General features: G+C 40.7%; 15 protein-coding genes, 1 pseudogene and 2 riboswitches. Of the genes and pseudogenes, 5 read left to right on the forward strand and 11 right to left on the reverse strand.

The window, feature by feature from the left end; all coding sequences use genetic code 11:
* Window positions 1-49: 49 nt before the first annotated feature.
* Window positions 50-1,468, reverse strand: a complete 1,419-nt coding sequence (locus tag BLR93_RS01175) for a YfcC family protein (RefSeq protein ID WP_245690030.1) — start codon at window positions 1,466-1,468, stop codon at window positions 50-52.
* Window positions 1,469-1,654: 186 nt separating this feature from the next.
* Window positions 1,655-2,581, reverse strand: coding sequence for an exosporium glycoprotein BclB-related protein (locus BLR93_RS01180; protein WP_139184374.1), 927 nt, complete (start codon window positions 2,579-2,581; stop codon window positions 1,655-1,657).
* 331 nt (window positions 2,582-2,912) lie between these two features.
* Here BLR93_RS01180 and BLR93_RS01185 point away from each other — a divergent pair.
* Window positions 2,913-3,242 (forward strand): annotated as a pseudogene (locus BLR93_RS01185) (transposase); the annotation flags it as partial.
* 685 nt (window positions 3,243-3,927) lie between these two features.
* Here the strand turns inward: BLR93_RS01185 and BLR93_RS01195 are convergent.
* From BLR93_RS01195 to BLR93_RS01235, 9 genes are all read right to left on the reverse strand, one after another.
* Window positions 3,928-4,947 carry a thiazole biosynthesis adenylyltransferase ThiF gene (locus BLR93_RS01195; protein WP_093210448.1) on the reverse strand — a complete coding sequence of 340 codons (1,020 nt, stop codon included), beginning with the start codon at window positions 4,945-4,947 and terminating at the stop codon, window positions 3,928-3,930.
* On the reverse strand, window positions 4,944-5,711 hold the full coding sequence (locus BLR93_RS01200) for a thiazole synthase (protein WP_093210449.1): 768 nt from the start codon (window positions 5,709-5,711) through the stop codon (window positions 4,944-4,946). The genes BLR93_RS01195 and BLR93_RS01200 overlap by 4 nt, the downstream gene beginning before the upstream one ends.
* Window positions 5,712-5,713: 2 nt before the next feature.
* Window positions 5,714-5,917, reverse strand: a complete 204-nt coding sequence (gene thiS / locus BLR93_RS01205) for a sulfur carrier protein ThiS (RefSeq protein WP_093210450.1) — start codon at window positions 5,915-5,917, stop codon at window positions 5,714-5,716.
* Window positions 5,914-7,056, reverse strand: a complete 1,143-nt coding sequence (thiO, locus tag BLR93_RS01210) for a glycine oxidase ThiO (RefSeq protein ID WP_093210451.1) — start codon at window positions 7,054-7,056, stop codon at window positions 5,914-5,916. The genes thiS and thiO overlap by 4 nt, the downstream gene beginning before the upstream one ends.
* A 52-nt stretch (window positions 7,057-7,108) precedes the next feature.
* The gene (gene tenI, locus BLR93_RS01215; RefSeq protein ID WP_093210452.1) at window positions 7,109-7,714 is read right to left on the reverse strand and encodes a thiazole tautomerase TenI; all 606 of its coding nucleotides are present in this window, start codon (window positions 7,712-7,714) and stop codon (window positions 7,109-7,111) included.
* 98 nt (window positions 7,715-7,812) lie between these two features.
* A riboswitch (TPP riboswitch) is annotated at window positions 7,813-7,913 on the reverse strand.
* Between the two features lie 82 nt (window positions 7,914-7,995).
* Window positions 7,996-9,645, reverse strand: coding sequence for a thiamine pyrophosphate-binding protein (locus BLR93_RS01220; RefSeq protein WP_093210453.1), 1,650 nt, complete (start codon window positions 9,643-9,645; stop codon window positions 7,996-7,998).
* Window positions 9,638-11,266: an ATP-binding protein gene (locus BLR93_RS01225; protein ID WP_093210454.1), complete on the reverse strand. Its 1,629-nt coding sequence runs from the start codon at window positions 11,264-11,266 to the stop codon at window positions 9,638-9,640. Before BLR93_RS01225 ends, BLR93_RS01220 begins: the two co-directional genes overlap by 8 nt.
* A 104-nt stretch (window positions 11,267-11,370) precedes the next feature.
* Window positions 11,371-11,538 (reverse strand): Spo0E family sporulation regulatory protein-aspartic acid phosphatase, encoded by a 168-nt coding sequence (locus BLR93_RS01230; RefSeq protein WP_093210455.1) that lies wholly within the window; start codon window positions 11,536-11,538, stop codon window positions 11,371-11,373.
* A gap of 196 nt (window positions 11,539-11,734) precedes the next feature.
* On the reverse strand, window positions 11,735-12,598 hold the full coding sequence (locus BLR93_RS01235) for a CvfB family protein (RefSeq protein ID WP_093210456.1): 864 nt from the start codon (window positions 12,596-12,598) through the stop codon (window positions 11,735-11,737).
* Between the two features lie 266 nt (window positions 12,599-12,864).
* On the opposite strand from BLR93_RS01235, the gene BLR93_RS17675 reads away from it, so the two are divergent.
* The 4 genes from BLR93_RS17675 to dapA all read left to right on the forward strand — a co-directional run bounded on the left by BLR93_RS17675 (window position 12,865) and on the right by dapA (window position 15,397).
* The gene (locus BLR93_RS17675; RefSeq protein WP_139184375.1) at window positions 12,865-13,011 is read left to right on the forward strand and encodes a BH0509 family protein; all 147 of its coding nucleotides are present in this window, start codon (window positions 12,865-12,867) and stop codon (window positions 13,009-13,011) included.
* 138 nt (window positions 13,012-13,149) lie between these two features.
* On the forward strand, window positions 13,150-13,593 hold the full coding sequence (locus BLR93_RS01240) for a YaiI/YqxD family protein (RefSeq protein WP_093210457.1): 444 nt from the start codon (window positions 13,150-13,152) through the stop codon (window positions 13,591-13,593).
* Window positions 13,594-13,719: 126 nt separating this feature from the next.
* Window positions 13,720-14,028 (forward strand): hypothetical protein, encoded by a 309-nt coding sequence (locus BLR93_RS01245; protein ID WP_093210458.1) that lies wholly within the window; start codon window positions 13,720-13,722, stop codon window positions 14,026-14,028.
* A 123-nt stretch (window positions 14,029-14,151) separates the two neighbouring features.
* A riboswitch (Lysine riboswitch) is annotated at window positions 14,152-14,336 on the forward strand.
* 173 nt (window positions 14,337-14,509) lie between these two features.
* Window positions 14,510-15,397, forward strand: a complete 888-nt coding sequence (dapA, locus tag BLR93_RS01250; protein ID WP_093210459.1) for a 4-hydroxy-tetrahydrodipicolinate synthase — start codon at window positions 14,510-14,512, stop codon at window positions 15,395-15,397.
* Window positions 15,398-15,438: the final 41 nt, after the last annotated feature.

The raw sequence follows: 15,438 nt of genomic DNA on the forward strand, positions 1-15,438 counted from the left end.
TTTATATGGAAGGAAAACAATATATCGAAATTGGTTGGAAAGTTATCGATTAGAATGGCCCCCAATTGATCATTACACCGATGGATAACATAATAACAGCAATCACTACCCAAGCTAAAAACAAAGGAAATATGAACTTTACCCATTTTGTCCAGGGAACACCCGCAACAGCAAGACTGGCCATCAAAATTCCCGATGTTGGAAAAATACTGTTCGTTAATCCATCTCCGAATTGGAATGCTTGCACGGCTACCTGCCTGGTCACACCTACCATATCAGCCAACGGCACCAGCATCGGCATGGATATCATGGCCTGTCCACTTCCGGAATTGACTAAAAAATTAAGGAAAGCACTAGAGATAAACATGCCTATCGCAGCCAAAACAGAAGGTAAATTCTCCAATGGAACAGATAAAGCCTGAACAATAGTATCGAGGACTTCTCCGTCTTCCAGGACTACGATTACTGCTCTAGCCAATCCGACAACAAGGGCACCGTAGACTAGCTTTTGCGTTCCCTGCAAAAAAGTTATGGCAATAGTATTGTAGTGCATTCCTGCAATGATTCCAGATACTAGTCCGATTAATACAAAAAAGGCAGCCATGTGGTTAATCGACCACCCTAAGTTGATGGAAGCGTAAACGAAAAATACTAATGCTAACCCGACAAAACCGAGTAACAGCTTATGCCGGAGAGTAAACGCTGATGCAAGCGTTTCTTCATCCTTTTCTTCATCATAAACACCAATTAAGCTTTTGTCGGGATCCTCCATTACTTTTTTAGCATACCTCCAAGTGTACCAAATGGTAAGAGCCAGGATAATAACAAAGACGATCACCCTGAATAATGCACCTGAAAAAAGCGGCAGATCTGCAATATTCTGGGCAATCCCAACTGTATAAGGATTGATAAAACCGACATTAAACCCGGCAAAATTAGCGCCAAAGGTAATTGCCACTGCTACAATCGGATCGAGCTTCAGCATTCTGGCGATTATCACGCCGATTGCAACAAAGGCGATGACTGCATTAGCAACAGCACCGACTGCTCCGCCTAAGGCGAACAGCGTTGACACGATAGCAATCATCCAAAATTCCTTGCCGCGTGTGATGCTGACAGCACTGTTAATCGCCCCGCGTAATGCTCCAGATCGTTCAATGATTTCGAAGGCCCCGCCGGTAAACAAAACCATAAAGATGATATCCGCGGATTGCACCATCCCCATTTGTATCGCTGTGAAAATATCCATAAGACCTAATACAGATCCGTCCGTTAGCGTATAAGTACCAGGAATTACCCTTTCGACATTATCAATTGTTTCTCTTTCAAAGTTGCCTGAAGGAACTAAATAGGTAGCAATGACACCTGCTAACAAAACTAAAAATAAAATAACATACGTATCTGGCATCTCCCATCTTTTTCTATTGCTGCTGAGCGATTGATCCCTTTTCTTTTCTGTAAGTGCCATACGTTACAAAACCTCCAAGTTGTTTTAATTGTACGAATAGTCAGAATTCATTAAGTATTAATCTAGCATACATTTTTGAAAAAATAAAATAAATGTATTCGTAGTCCCGTTTTGTTCTTAGATTAATATACATAAACTTTAATAACCGCCCTCCTATTGGGCGGTTATTATGATGAAGAGTTTTTGTTAACTAATTGCTACTCCGGCACTGGCATAACCTGCAATAGTACCTGCCAATTCTACTCCTTCTGCAGTAGCTGAAAAGACTAGTAAGATTCGATCCCCTTCTGTGACTGGAATAGCTAATCCAGACAAACTACCTCTGCTAATTTCCCCGATGGTAATTGGTGCTGAGATTGCAGGAGTCAAGGTAACCAAAGTCCCAGGAATAGGGTCGAAAATGTTAGTTGCCGGGCTTGGTGAACGATATAATTGGGCATTTATCGTAAGATCACCGATTAAATTGACCGAGGCTGTCGTGCTAAAGTAAGCCTCAATTGAGGTGATTGTACCATCCCTTGGTACAGAGAACGCAAAGTTCAGAGCGGTTCCTCCTGCACCAGTAATATCTATTTGCCCTCCTCCTAAAATCTCTACGCCTGTATTACTGCTTCCGAAGCCAACCAGACTAGTAGTGTCTACAACTCCACCTAGTGCCGTAGTGAGCACCACAGGTGTACCAGATGCGTAAGGGATAATCGCGGCTCCTCCTGCCTCCCCTGTCGCCCCGGTAGCGCCAGTAGGCCCTGTAGCTCCTGTTGGTCCAGTAGCGCCAGTAGGCCCTGTAGGTCCTGTAGGTCCGGTAGCGCCAGTAGGCCCAGTAGGTCCCGTTGGTCCAGTAGCGCCAGTAGGCCCCGTCGGTCCGGTAGCACCAGTAGGCCCTGTAGGTCCCGTTGGTCCAGTAGCACCAGTAGGTCCTGTAGGTCCCGTCGGTCCGGTAGCACCAGTAGGCCCTGTAGGTCCTGTTGGTCCAGTAGGCCCAGTTGGTCCCAGATCAATCACTCTGGTAAAAGTTGGCCTTCTAGGACCCCTTGGCCGGCATAAGGAACTTCCGGTAGGGCAGCATATTACCTCTGGAAAGCACTTATTCTTATTCGAATTTGGCTTTTTCATCCATTTTACCTCCTTCTTAATTATTGAATGAATTACTAGAAAAATGTTTAACCTGGACATACCTCCCTGTTAATCGACTTATAATTATACCTTTAATTACCAGCCTTACTACAAATTATTCTTTTTCTGATATTTTGGATGGTCGACTGTTCTATTTTTTTCTATTTACTGATGATTGGTGAAAGTGTCTTTATAGTTTTTTTATCCTAAAATAAAAAGTTAAGAGTATCGCCCGGTCTAAGGTTGCAGAAGAGTGAGTTTAATTTCTGCTTTATTTTAAGGCTCTGTTATAGGTGCATGTTGATATTTGATACCTATCCGAGTTCTTCATATAAACAATATAGGAACGAAGGTTCGATATGGAGGTTGTCAAGGTGAAAAAGAACAAGTATATCAATGGGTTCAGTGCTACGTTGAACCTGCTTCCTCTGCGGGTGGTCGTTTAATCAACGAAATGAGGGAAACTCGCTTTAAAGAAGGATTTGAGTGTCCTTATTATACATCAGGACACGTTGTTCGATTCGGAAAATATAATGGTCGCCAACGGTATCGCTGTAAGTGTTGTGATAAAACCTTCACTGACACAACTAATACCGTTTTGTATCGTACTCGTAAAGGCAACGAATTTGATTGTATTTATAAAGGCTATTCCCTGCGGAAATACGAAATATCTTGATAATTACCTTGCTTGGTTCTTATTTGCCGATAGTCGTAGTAACGAAAGCACTAATCACCATATTAAAGAATTTATTAACATCATTTGTGTTTGAAATGACGGACATATATCATTGTTTACGAGTATCAAAATTTAATTTGTAGTCAACTAAAAGAGCAAAAGTGAAACTCTAATTTTTTCTAAATCGTATAAGGGTATAGAGATTAATATAATTGGTGCGATAAATGAATAAGATATATTAAGATTAAGGGGATGTCAGCTGTGTCTACAGGTATTATTGCAATAGTTTCTATTGTTATTTGGATAGCAGTTTCCAGTGAACTTCGGAAATCTTCAGAAGAAACGAACAGACGGAAAATAATCACTTTAATGTTTGCTGGTTGCTTATCAACCTTGATAATTACCGTTTCGCTTTTTCAAAATATCCAATTTTAAAAGATTAAAGTATAAAGCAGATTATTGCTTAGAGGAAAGTATGTCGAAAGTTTTTGTAAACCTTCATAATTAAGTGCGTTACTAGCACAATATTGAAGGGAACCCAATTAAATTGGATTTCCTTTTATTTTTACTCAAATTATCAACATTAAATATTAAAAGAGCCCATTTTAAAAAGTCCGCTAAAATAAAAAGAGACACTGCTTATATTCACTAGCAGTGTCTCTCATTTTTTTCATGCAAAATAACGGTGGTATATTGTTCTGGCTTTAGAAATATCGCTGGTTCCATGTACCAATACTCTGCCATCCAGAAACAAAACAAGTCGGTATTCCTCCACCATGAAGGATAATAAAAACGGATTCATGGAAACCTGCCTGCCTTGTTTGGAAAGTAAGGCAGCATACTTTTCTAAGTCTGGTTCCGACCGTTGCGACGGGCGTATTTGAACAGTGTCTCTTCCACATAACACGGCCGTTTTCGTTCGATTCGTGTAATCTAAATAAGGGTACGTTGGTTCCGGTCCGCATGATAAGCATTTTTCTTTTTTTACTTTGTCTACATTTATAGCCGTCTGTTGGTTATTCCATAAGTCAAACGATACTAGTTTGTTGCTCAAAGCGGCGTCGTCTTCTACAAGTATCTTTAATGCTTCTGTTAGTTGATAGGAAGCAACCATCTGTACTGCAGGATTGATGATACCGGCCGTCTCGCACGTAGCTCCCCCCATCGGAACCGTTTCAAGTAAACAATGCAAACAAGGGGTGACTCCTGGCAAAATCGTATAACTAAGCCCATAACTCCCGACACAAGCGCCATAAATCCAGGGGATGCTAAACTTCTGGGAGACATCGTTGATAATCATTCGAATATCAAAGTTATCAGTTGCATCAATGATTAAGTCGATTCCGCTAATCAGCTGTTCGATTTCTTCTACCGAAATATCGATGATATAGCTTTGTATCTCTACTTCTGAGTTAATCTGCCTGAGCCGATTTTCTGCAGCAACAGCCTTAGGCACCTTTTGAGCGGCATCTTCTTCGCTGTACAACTGCTGTCGCTGTAAGTTACTCCATTCCACATAATCACGATCAACGATAGTCAATTTACCAATCCCTGCCCGGACAAGGCTTTCTGCACTGCTAGTTCCAAGAGCTCCTGCACCGATTATTAATACATGTTTCTTTCTGATTTTTGCCTGCCCCATTTTGCCGATAGGAGCGAAAAGTTCTTGGCGTGAATAACGATTTGTCACCCTGTGCTCATTCCTTCGGCAGGACTGCTTGCGGTTGCATATTGTTTTTTTGCTATTCTGCCTGCTTGATAGCTTAGCCTCCCCGATTGGATAGCCAGTTTCATCGCTTCTGCCATTTTTATTGGATCCTTTGAGCCGGAGACAGCTGTGTTCAGCAAAACGCCATCTGCTCCTAATTCCATTGCTTCTGCCGCATCTGATGGAGAGCCAATACCAGCATCGACTATGACAGGAACGATCGCCTGTTCGATAATAAAGTGTAAGTTTAACGGATTTACGATGCCTTGGCCCGATCCAATAGGAGATGCCCCAGGCATAATCGCATGGCAGCCTAATTCTTCTAAACGCTTGGCGAGCAATACATCGTCTGAAGTGTACGGTAAAACAATGAATCCTTCTTTTAGCAGTTCTTCGCATGCTTTCAGGGTTTCGATTGGATCGGGCAGCAATGTTTTTTGACAGCCGATTACTTCCACCTTTACCATGTCGCATAAGCCAGATGCTTTAGCTAACCTTGCAGTCCGGACAGCCTCTTCAGCTGTTTTGGCTCCTGCCGTATTCGGCAGCAGTGTATAATCGGAAGCTTCAAGCTTTTCCAGGATATTTGGCTGGTTAGCTTCAAAAATATTCATCCTTCGGACAGAAAAGGTAAGAATTTCTGTTCCAGAAACTTCTACCGCTTTTTTCTGGATGTCAAAATCGGGGTATTTGCCAGTGCCCAGTAATAGTCTTGAAGAAAAATTATAAGGTCCTATTTTTAACATAATCATCCTCCTCCTACAAAATTAACAATCTCAATTTTATCCTCATCCGCAACAAAAGATTGCTCATGGCACTCTTTTTCCAGGATACGTTTATTCAACTCTACGATAACTATTTGCTGATCCAGGTTAAAATGTTTTAAAAGATCGGACACCGTCCGGATGGAATTTGAAACTTCTATTGCCTCTCCATTAATGACTAGCTTCATATCGAGCCTCCATTCCCTACTGACGTCATATTATTGCGTTCTAATCGAAAAGGAGTAAGGTCAACGCCAGTCGTTTTTTTCTCCACTAGGTCAGCCATAACTTCTCCGGTTATGGGAGAAAGCAGAATACCGTTTCTGTAATGTCCCGTTGCGACAAACAATCCTTCCAACGCTGGGTGTTCCCCCAGATAAGGGAGGGCATCAGCAGTTTGGGGTCTGATGCCAGCCCAAGCTTTCTCCAATTCTGCATTAATAATAACCGGAACCAAGCTTTTGGCTTTATCCATTAGGGAGTAAATCCCTTTCATCGTAACTGTTCGATCAAATGTATTTTGCTTTACAGTTGCGCCAACAATGATTCTCCCTCCACTTTTAGGGACAAGATAACAACCATCAGAAAATATGGTATAGCTAAGCAGCGGCTTTTGGATCAATAATGAAAAGCATTCACCTTTCACAGGATAAGTATTTAAAGGAGCTTCTGTTTCTTTTAGTAACTTATCACTCCATGCACCCCCTGCTATAATGACGTTTGGGCTCAAATAGCTGCTTTTGCTCGTATTTACTCCTGTGATTTCTCCTCCTTGCTGCTGTAAAGATAGTACCTCCTCGTATTCGAAAATGTCAGCTCCTAATACTGCGGCAGCGTATAAAAACCCCCGTGTGAGATGTGGTGCAGACACGTGACCATCTTTTTTTATATACATTGCTCCTCTCACTGCACATGACAGATTTGGCTCTAATTTCTTTGCCTGTTCAGCAGTCAGCCAATCCGCTTGTTCCCCAGCTTCTTGATATTTTTCAATAGATTGTTTGCAGGCGATCTCTTCTGCTTCTGTAAGTGCCGGTTTAAGAGTCCCTTTATTCACCAGCTGAATGTCCACTCCGCTTACCTTTTTAATTTCCTCTTCGAGAAAGGGGAACATTCGCCTGCTTTCTTTCGCCAATGGAAATAATTGTCCGCATCCGCTTAGCTCTGCTTGCGCAGCAAGCATACCTGCAGCTGCGCTTGAGGCTTGGCTCGCTAACCGGTCTTTTTCCAATAATAAAACCTTTTTCCCTCGCTTTGCCAGGTTATATGCAATCGCCCCCCCAATCACACCACCGCCAACTATAATAGCTTCATATTCTTTGCTCATAAAAGAACTCCTTTTCTCATGATAATTACTTACCAACATAGAAGCATGAGGTTTAGAAAGCCAGTTTCGCACAATATGCCTGTACCTCCCTTAAAGGATCAGGAGCATCCATTACCCCCGACATTACCGCTGCCCCACTGGCGCCAGAATCAATCACATCCCTGATATTATCAGGTTTCACACCACCAATAGCGATAACCGGAATCGAAACTGACTTGCAAATTTCCTCTAATTGCTTTAATCCCTTTGCTTGTAACCCAGCTTTACTGTTTGTCGGGAAAACGTGGCCAAACAACAAATAATCAGCTTTTCCTCGTTCAGCCGCTTTGGCTTCCTCTAAAGAATGGACAGAACTACCTACTTGTAATGGAGAAAAGTTGTTTTTTACTAATTTTACCGATATCGAATGATTAGTAAGCTGAACGCCCTTTACCTTAGAGATATAAGCTGCATCCACACGATCATTGATGATGATTTTTGAACGGGGCATCCGTTTTTGCTCCAACTGGGAAATTAAGTCCATAAGAAGGCTGGCTGTGCAGTTTTTTTCCCGAATATGAAAAGCGTCTAGATAAGGATGTATTTGTGAAGCAATCTCTACAAGACGCTTGGTCGATTGTTTCCCAGTTGAAACGATGTGCAGATCTCCCTTATACATGTCATCCCGCCTTTACAAAGTCTCCAAAAAATTAAATTAAAAACACCACTCCGGACAGAAGTGGTGTCTCATTATGAATAACATTAATTAATTGATAATATTCATATCGGCCACTTCCCTCCGCTGGTTTCACCCAGATCAGGTTCAAAGGGTCTGGAAACTCCATCTCAGTCCGTAAAGGACTCCCCTAGTGATGCTTTATTATTAAAATTTATAGATTAATTGTAACATAACTGTTTCCGCTTACAAGAGTCCCCAATCATAAATTCCCTCTATATTATTTAAACTCTATCAAGTATTGGCGGAATTTCTTTTGGATCAACTACTATCTCAATTACTGACGGTCCCATTCGATTGTCTAGTGCTTGTGCAAACGCCTGGGCGATATCAACCTCGTCCCGGCATTTAAACGATAAAGCGCCTAAGGATTCACCGAAAGCTTGTACATCTAACCCCTGCTGGTAAGAAGAACCTACAGTAAAACCTAGCATTTTGTCCATGCCCTTATCGACCATATCTAAACTGTAGTTATTTAATACAATATAAATGATTGGCAGTTTTTCATCAACAGCTGCAGCGATTTCGGTGCCATGCATAAACATGCAGCCATCGCCAGTTAAGCAAGCAATCGTTTTGTCTGGCTGCGCGAGTTTGGCGCCTATCGAATACCCGATCGCATGCCCCATCGTACCAAATACATCATCAAAAAAGAATGTGCCTGGCTCATAAATTGCGAAGTGTTTTATAGCGTGAAAAGTATGGCTTCCATCATCTCCAAATAAAACAGCATCGTTTGGCAAATGGCTTCTGATTAATTTGACTGCTTGTTCGGCAGTAATTTTGTTGTTTGCATAAATAGCGTCAGGGCCTTTTGTTTCGGGCTTTGTACTTCCATAATGTGGTTGGGGAATAACCTTTATATTTGATTGTTCAATTAATCTCTTCATTTCGGAAATGTTTGCTTTAGCATCGCCTAATATCTTAAGCGTTGGTAATGGAAGCGACTTTTCCATAAATTGAGCATCGATATCTAAATGGATCATATGGGAAGGATGCATCGATTCGGAAAACCCTGCAAGAGACATGTCTGTCAGCTTGCTTCCTATCACGATCATCTCATCCACCCCTGCTGCTATAAAATCACGGGCGGAAGCGTTTCCGCCTAACCCGAAAGCTCCCAAAGAGAGCGGGTGTTCTGTAGGGAATGCTCCTTTGCCTCCAGGCGTTGTAACAACGGGGATATTCCAGCTTTCCGCCAGCCACTGCACTTGCTTATAAGCTTTTGAGATATGGACTCCTTTGCCGACAAACAAGACAGCATGTTCAGAGTTGTTTAGTCTTTCGATAACAGATGGCAATCTAGCCGAGATTGTTTCAGGTCTTTCGGCAGGAAGATCAAAAGAGAAAGGAGGGATCTTTTCTAATAGCACCTCCATCGGAATGGAAAGGTGGACAGGTCCTTTCCGGCCGCTGCAAGCATGATCAACTGCATGCTTTAACATTAGTTCAAATTGAGCGCTAGTTTCAACTTTAGCGCTAAATAAAGTAACGGACTCGAACATTTTCACTAAGTCAGTACCGAATATGGATGAATCTTGTCCTAAAGGTTTGCCTGTTTGTCTGGAAGATGGATGTCCGGTAATAAACAACACAGGGGCATGGTAAGCTTTTGCCTGTCCGGCGGCTGTCAACAGGTTTGTACCGCCAGGCCCTGAAGTGCCAACAGCCACTCCTAACTGATTATTGATTAGCGAATAACCAGCAGCTGCAAAACCAGCACCTGACTCGTGCCTCGATAGAATAAACCTCATTTCTTGTTTTTGAAATTCTGCTAACAGTGGAACAAGGGGTTTTCCAGGAATGCCAAAGGCATAGTCGATGCCCCATTTTTTAAAGAGAGTTGTAAGTATTGATGCAATTGACTTATCCATTTTTTCTCTTCCTTTCAGGGATATTATGAAAGGGCAGGATCAGATAAATAGTTGTTCCTACTCCTTTTTCAGATTCAACATCGATCGTTCCATTGTGGGCTTTTATAATATCAAAGCAGATTGGCAGTCCCATACCAAGACCGCTTTCCTTAGTAGTGAAGAATGGAGTGCCAAGACTTTCAATTTCCTTTTCTGTCATTCCTTTGCCTTCATCTGAAATGGAAATGGCCAATTCCTTCTTTTCATGGTTCACTTCCAGGTTGATGATTAGCCGGCCGCCATCAGGCATGGCTTCAAAGGCATTTTTAATAAAGTTAATTAACACCTGTTTAATTTGTGATTCATCTACAAAAATATATAGGTCTGGAATGTCACTGATAAAATCAATTTCAATATCATTCAACTGGGCGTTGCTGTTCATCAGTTCGACCGTATCGCTTATTAACCTGGGAATATTGCTATTTGTTTTGTGTAGTTTTGTAGGTTTACCTAGTAATACAAATTGATTTACTAAGCTTTTCATTCTTTCTAGTTCATCCGTGATGATTTCCAGATACTTGTTTTGTTCATTATTTTCTTTTAAAAGCTGGGTCAGTCCAATAATAGAAGTCAAAGGATTCCTTATTTCATGAGCTAATCCGGCTCCTAGTTTTCCGATAGCTGACAACTTTTCCGACTGAATCACTTGTTTTTGTAATTCATAGTAATTCGTCATGTCTCTAAATTGGGCAAAAGCTCCGATCGTTTGCTGAAAGCTGTCATATAAAGGCAGAACGTCGAGCAAACAGACCTTGTCTGTTCTCTCTTTATAGTCTTTTACTGTGACTTCCATATTTTCTATCTTGTTCCCGTTGCTGAGGACTTTATCTATGTATTTATTAATCTCACTTAAGGAAGTAATTCCCTTCTGTTTAATTTCCTCTTTCGTTAAACCGATGATATCAGCTGCCCCTGGATTATACTCGAGTATCTCTCTATTCATATCAGTCATTACTATCCCTAAGGGAGCAGAGTTAATAAGTACTTGGTTTAGTAAATGCAGCTTATTGTTTTGCTCCTGGAGCCGAATCTCTCCTTCAATGGTATCTACTGCCGATGATAGTAAGCCAAGGTGGAACTGATTTGCATATTCAACCAAAGTCATAATGGAGACAGTTCCTGCCAGCTTATCATTATCAGAATAGGAGAAGGGTGCTGAATAGCAGGCTACACCAGCAAGAACGTCGTGAAAGTGATCATCGCCAATCAAGCCAATCGGCTCGCCATATTTAAGAGCAAGTGAAACAGAATTTGTTCCTACATCTTTTTCATCAAATTTCACTCCAATGGTTATTCCTAACGAATCAACCATTTTTTTGATGCTTGAGTCCCCAAAAATCTCTAAAACATAACCTTTATCGTCTGTTGTAACAATTAAGGTTGGAATGCCGTTCATATATTCAATCAGTTTTTTCATGAACTCGTTCACGATTGCCAAAACTTTTCGATAAGTTTGCTGTCTGTGCTGTAATTGTTCCTTGGTCAGACCAACCTTTAAAAAAGGGATTTCATCTGGTGACATGCCAAGAATATTTTTGCAGTCATCTTTAGATTTACGTATATAAGTATTAAAATCCTTCATAGGATAATCCTCCTCTTTCACACATCCGATACAGTATTATAATAAAATTCGACAATTTTCGCGTATCCTTTAACAATAATAGGTGGTAACGGAGGAAATAGCTATTAATTTCCTTTTTTGTACAGCAATTTTTGGTAAATGATAATTTTTTCATCCAATTTCTCGCTTAATCGAAGTATTTCTCCACTCGAATAATAATCTGTTTGTTCTCCTAATTTATATAATTTCAATTGTAATAGACGAATTTCTCTTTCCAGCTCTTTAATCTGCATCGAAAAACCCCTCGCGATTTCCTTTTTTATTACAATACCATAATTAGGCAGTTAATTGTGCCATAATCCCCTAAAATATTCGCTTTTCAAGGTTTTTGGCGCTTTTTCTGTGAGTATAAGCTCAATAAGCTAATAAAAGAATCCTTATGATACAAAAAAAAGCACTAACCGAAGCTAGTGCTTTTGGTACCAATAATTAATCAGAATCCTTCAGGACGGTCTTTCCGTTTCTTTGTGAAACTTTCTCCTCTTTCATTAGCTTTCCCAGTGCTCTTTTAAAGGCAGCTTTACTAATTCTAAACGTAGCCCGAATCTCCTCAGGATCACTCTTATCCGAAAGTTCCATTTCTCCTCCGTGGCTTGCCAAGTAATCTAGAATGTTTTCTGCATCTTCGTTCATCCCTTCTTGCTTGAGGGGCAGCAAGGACACATTGATCGTACCATCTTCTTTTACATCAATTACCCTTCCAGTTACCGTCTCTCCTAATCTCGGTTCATTTTTTCGTTCATGCGGGTGGATAAAACCGCGGTAGCCTTCTTCTGTCAAAAGAAAGGAGCCAGCTTTTGTCGAACGGTAGATCCGTCCGATCACTTGTTGCTTAAGTATGCTGGAGGAAGCTGGAACTAAATCTTGCACGATATCTGCTTCACCAATCGGTTTGGCAAGCAGCCTTCCCTTCTTATCTGTTTCCAAACTGACAAATAGATGATCTCCGTCCTTTGGCCAAACAGCTTCCAGAATAGGTAAGTCATCTTTGGACACAAGTATTTCTTTATTAATTCCAATATTGACAAAAACACCGAGGTTTTTCACTACTTCTATTACCTCTGACCAGCCATAAGCATCCAGCCGAGCTTCAGGAATAGTCATAGTAGCAGTGGTTTCTCCTTTTTTATCTGAATATAGAAATACTTCTACTTCTTCTCCCGGTTGAATCGCTGTAGGGATTTCAGTTTCCGGCAATAAAATTTTATTATTTCCAAATTCCAAAAGGAATCCATCCGTTATTTCTTCGTAAACCTTTAAGGTTTGAATCGTGCCTAATTGGTTATCATTCATGCATTGTACCTCTTTCTCGCTAATTCTTATAATAATAGTATAACCGAGCTGGTATAAAATTAAAAATGATCAGGTATTATACATAACGACCAAGAAGTGCTGCTCAAGGGAATATCCGGCAGAAAAGGAGAAACATGCTTTGATTGTATTGTTTACTGTTTATACATCTAATTTTGATATTGTTTTAATCTCGAATTGAGATATATAATAAAAACAACATCAGAAAACGCTTTAGATAACTTTCTAATTCCTAAGGGGGATTTTATATGAGCCAAGTTGTTCGTGAAAACATGATGGAACGCTTATCGGATTTAGCAGCACTGGATAAGGAAGAAATTTTCAACATGACTGATGCGGAGATAGAATACTACCATTGGCTCTACTTTGAAGAATCTGTTTATGACCTAATGTAAAACATGAAATAAATTATACAACAGCCTCGGCTCTTCCGGAGGCTGTTTTTATTTTGAATTCATTCCACCTTCCTTGGGTGCTATAATAAACCAAAGAAAACGGCGCTGTTCTTATAAAATTTAATGAAGGAGTATCATATGAATATTTTTGTTGATGCGGATGCCTGTCCTGTAAAAGAGATTATTATAAGAGAAGCTGGAAAAAGAGCTGTTCCAGTATGGTTAGTAAGCAGCTATTCCCATTACAGTCCCAGAGAAGAAATGGAAGGTGTACATTTTATCTATGTTGATACTGGCGCCGATTCGGCTGATTATCGGATTATGCAGCTGGCAGCTAAAGAAGATATCATCGTCACCCAAGATTATGGACTTGCTTCCCTTGGGCTTGGCAAAGGCTGTATTGTTCTGCACCACAAAGGGTTTCAGTATAGCACTTCCAATATTGATGAATTATTGAACATGCGCCATTTTAGTGCGAAAGCGCGTAAAAGCGGAAAACATACGAAAGGACCGAAAGCACTTACCAATGAAGACAAGGAAAAATTTAAAGAGCTTTTGTCCTGTATTTTGAAAGATGGCTAACAAACTTTCTTTTTTTGCTTATATCTAGGTGTTTATCCCTTGCCTATTCCGCATCTATCCATATGCTATTTAAGTAAACGGAATATGTATTTACCAATCGGTATTAAGCAGAAAGGAGAAAGTTTAATGTATCAACAACTACCTGCTCATTCTTCTTTACCTAATGAATATGGCTATGGGCATTATGATGACGAACGGAATCTTGCTTTTAGCCCACTAGGGGCTGGCTTAGTCGGTTTAGGACTAGGTTACTTAGGGGGCGAGCTCTTCGGGAATCCAGTAGTAGGCTATCCGCGGCCTCGTCCTTATGGTTATCCTGGTCCTTGGTTTGGAGGCTACGGCTATCAAGGTTTCGGCCCTGGGTATGGCGGCTATCCACACGGAGGCAGACCACCTATTTCGCCAGGGTATGGATACGGCTTTCCACGGTCGTAATCCATCTCTCTGTTTGTAAGCTATGTTTAACCCAGAGAAATTCATGATGCCATTGCAACCGAGTAAAAAATTTGGTATATTTTAAATACAATTTCATCTGCTTTACTTCAATTTTAATTTTGAAGTGAGGATAGAGGTGCAAAAACCATTAGTAAGCTGCCGGAGGATAATGAGGTCTGAAGAGGGCTGCTAAAAGGGGAATTTGCCGAAGTGGAAAAGAACTCATATTTCTGTTCCACTGGTTCTGTATTAAATAGATACAGGGCTGTCATATAACTTGTTTAGTTATATGGAGGGCTATCTCACGCATCATAAAGGAAAAAATAGTGATGCAGCAACGATAGCTTCGTTGCTGCTTTTTGTTGTTATTTTTTAGCTTTAGGAACGATGTTTCTTTGTGATGAGATAGCCTCTATTCATGTGGACGTGACTGTCTATAGTATGATTGCTTTTTCCAAAACGATGAATAGAGGTGCAAAAAATGAATTTTGGTCGAATTTTAACAGCAATGGTAACACCGTTTGATCATGCAGGAAATATTGATTACGCAAAAACAGACAAGCTTATTAATTACTTAATTGCAAATGGTTCGGAAGGCTTAGTTGTTGCAGGCACTACCGGTGAGTCCCCTACCCTGACCAAACAAGAAAAAGCAGATTTGCTGCAGTTTGTTGTAAAGTCCGTAGGGAATCGCGTACCGGTTATTGCAGGAACAGGGTCTAACAATACGAGGGAATCAATTGAGTTTACCCAGCTTGCAGAATCCTTCGGTGCTGATGGTGCTATGTTAGTCACTCCTTATTACAATAAGCCTTCACAAGCAGGTATGTATCAACATTTTAAAACAATCGCACAGGCGGTAACTTTGCCGATCATGTTATATAATATACCTGGACGAAGTGCTGCAGGCATGACGGCAGAAACTATTATTAAACTCTCTTCTGTTAGTAATATTGTTTCTGTTAAAGAAGCAAGTGGAGATCTTGAAGTGATGACTAAAATAATTAGTGAAACAGATCGTTCATTCAGCCTTTATAGTGGGGATGATGGATTAACTCTTCCAGTGCTTGCTATCGGAGGTGCAGGGGTAGTATCTGTCGCATCCCATGTGCTCGGTAATGAAATGCAGCAAATGGCCAATAGCTTCTTTTCAGGAAATTATCAAGAAGCGTCAGCCCTCCACCAAACACTTTTACCTTTAATGAAGGCTTTATTCATGGCGCCGAGTCCCTCGCCTGTTAAAGAGGCCTTGGCTTATGCCGGAATTGACGTCGGCTCTGTACGATTACCAATGCTGCCTTTAACCCACGATCAGCGTTTAAGATTACAGGAGGTTTTTTATTATTATAAAAATTATTATGCCGGCTAATTAATAAACTTGGACAAAGCCCTGTTATTATAAAAATAACA

Origin of the sequence: Sediminibacillus albus, assembly GCF_900101125.1 — a bacterium.
In the GTDB taxonomy this organism is placed as follows: domain Bacteria; phylum Bacillota; class Bacilli; order Bacillales; family Amphibacillaceae; genus Sediminibacillus; species Sediminibacillus albus.

What these genes read in the sequence shown, in the direction of transcription:
- BLR93_RS01175 (WP_245690030.1), bottom strand. Translation starts at nt 1,468, where the DNA reads ATGGCACTTACAGAAAAGAAAAGGGATCAATCGCTCAGCAGCAATAGA.
- BLR93_RS01180 (WP_139184374.1), bottom strand. Translation starts at nt 2,581, where the DNA reads ATGAAAAAGCCAAATTCGAATAAGAATAAGTGCTTTCCAGAGGTAATA.
- BLR93_RS01200 (WP_093210449.1), bottom strand. Translation starts at nt 5,711, where the DNA reads ATGTTAAAAATAGGACCTTATAATTTTTCTTCAAGACTATTACTGGGC.
- thiS (WP_093210450.1), bottom strand. Translation starts at nt 5,917, where the DNA reads ATGAAGCTAGTCATTAATGGAGAGGCAATAGAAGTTTCAAATTCCATC.
- thiO (WP_093210451.1), bottom strand. Translation starts at nt 7,056, where the DNA reads ATGAGCAAAGAATATGAAGCTATTATAGTTGGCGGTGGTGTGATTGGG.
- tenI (WP_093210452.1), bottom strand. Translation starts at nt 7,714, where the DNA reads ATGTATAAGGGAGATCTGCACATCGTTTCAACTGGGAAACAATCGACC.
- BLR93_RS01220 (WP_093210453.1), bottom strand. Translation starts at nt 9,645, where the DNA reads ATGGATAAGTCAATTGCATCAATACTTACAACTCTCTTTAAAAAATGG.
- BLR93_RS01225 (WP_093210454.1), bottom strand. Translation starts at nt 11,266, where the DNA reads ATGAAGGATTTTAATACTTATATACGTAAATCTAAAGATGACTGCAAA.
- BLR93_RS01230 (WP_093210455.1), bottom strand. Translation starts at nt 11,538, where the DNA reads ATGCAGATTAAAGAGCTGGAAAGAGAAATTCGTCTATTACAATTGAAA.
- BLR93_RS01235 (WP_093210456.1), bottom strand. Translation starts at nt 12,598, where the DNA reads ATGAATGATAACCAATTAGGCACGATTCAAACCTTAAAGGTTTACGAA.
- BLR93_RS17675 (WP_139184375.1), top strand. Translation starts at nt 12,865, where the DNA reads ATGAGCCAAGTTGTTCGTGAAAACATGATGGAACGCTTATCGGATTTA.
- BLR93_RS01240 (WP_093210457.1), top strand. Translation starts at nt 13,150, where the DNA reads ATGAATATTTTTGTTGATGCGGATGCCTGTCCTGTAAAAGAGATTATT.
- BLR93_RS01245 (WP_093210458.1), top strand. Translation starts at nt 13,720, where the DNA reads ATGTATCAACAACTACCTGCTCATTCTTCTTTACCTAATGAATATGGC.
- dapA (WP_093210459.1), top strand. Translation starts at nt 14,510, where the DNA reads ATGAATTTTGGTCGAATTTTAACAGCAATGGTAACACCGTTTGATCAT.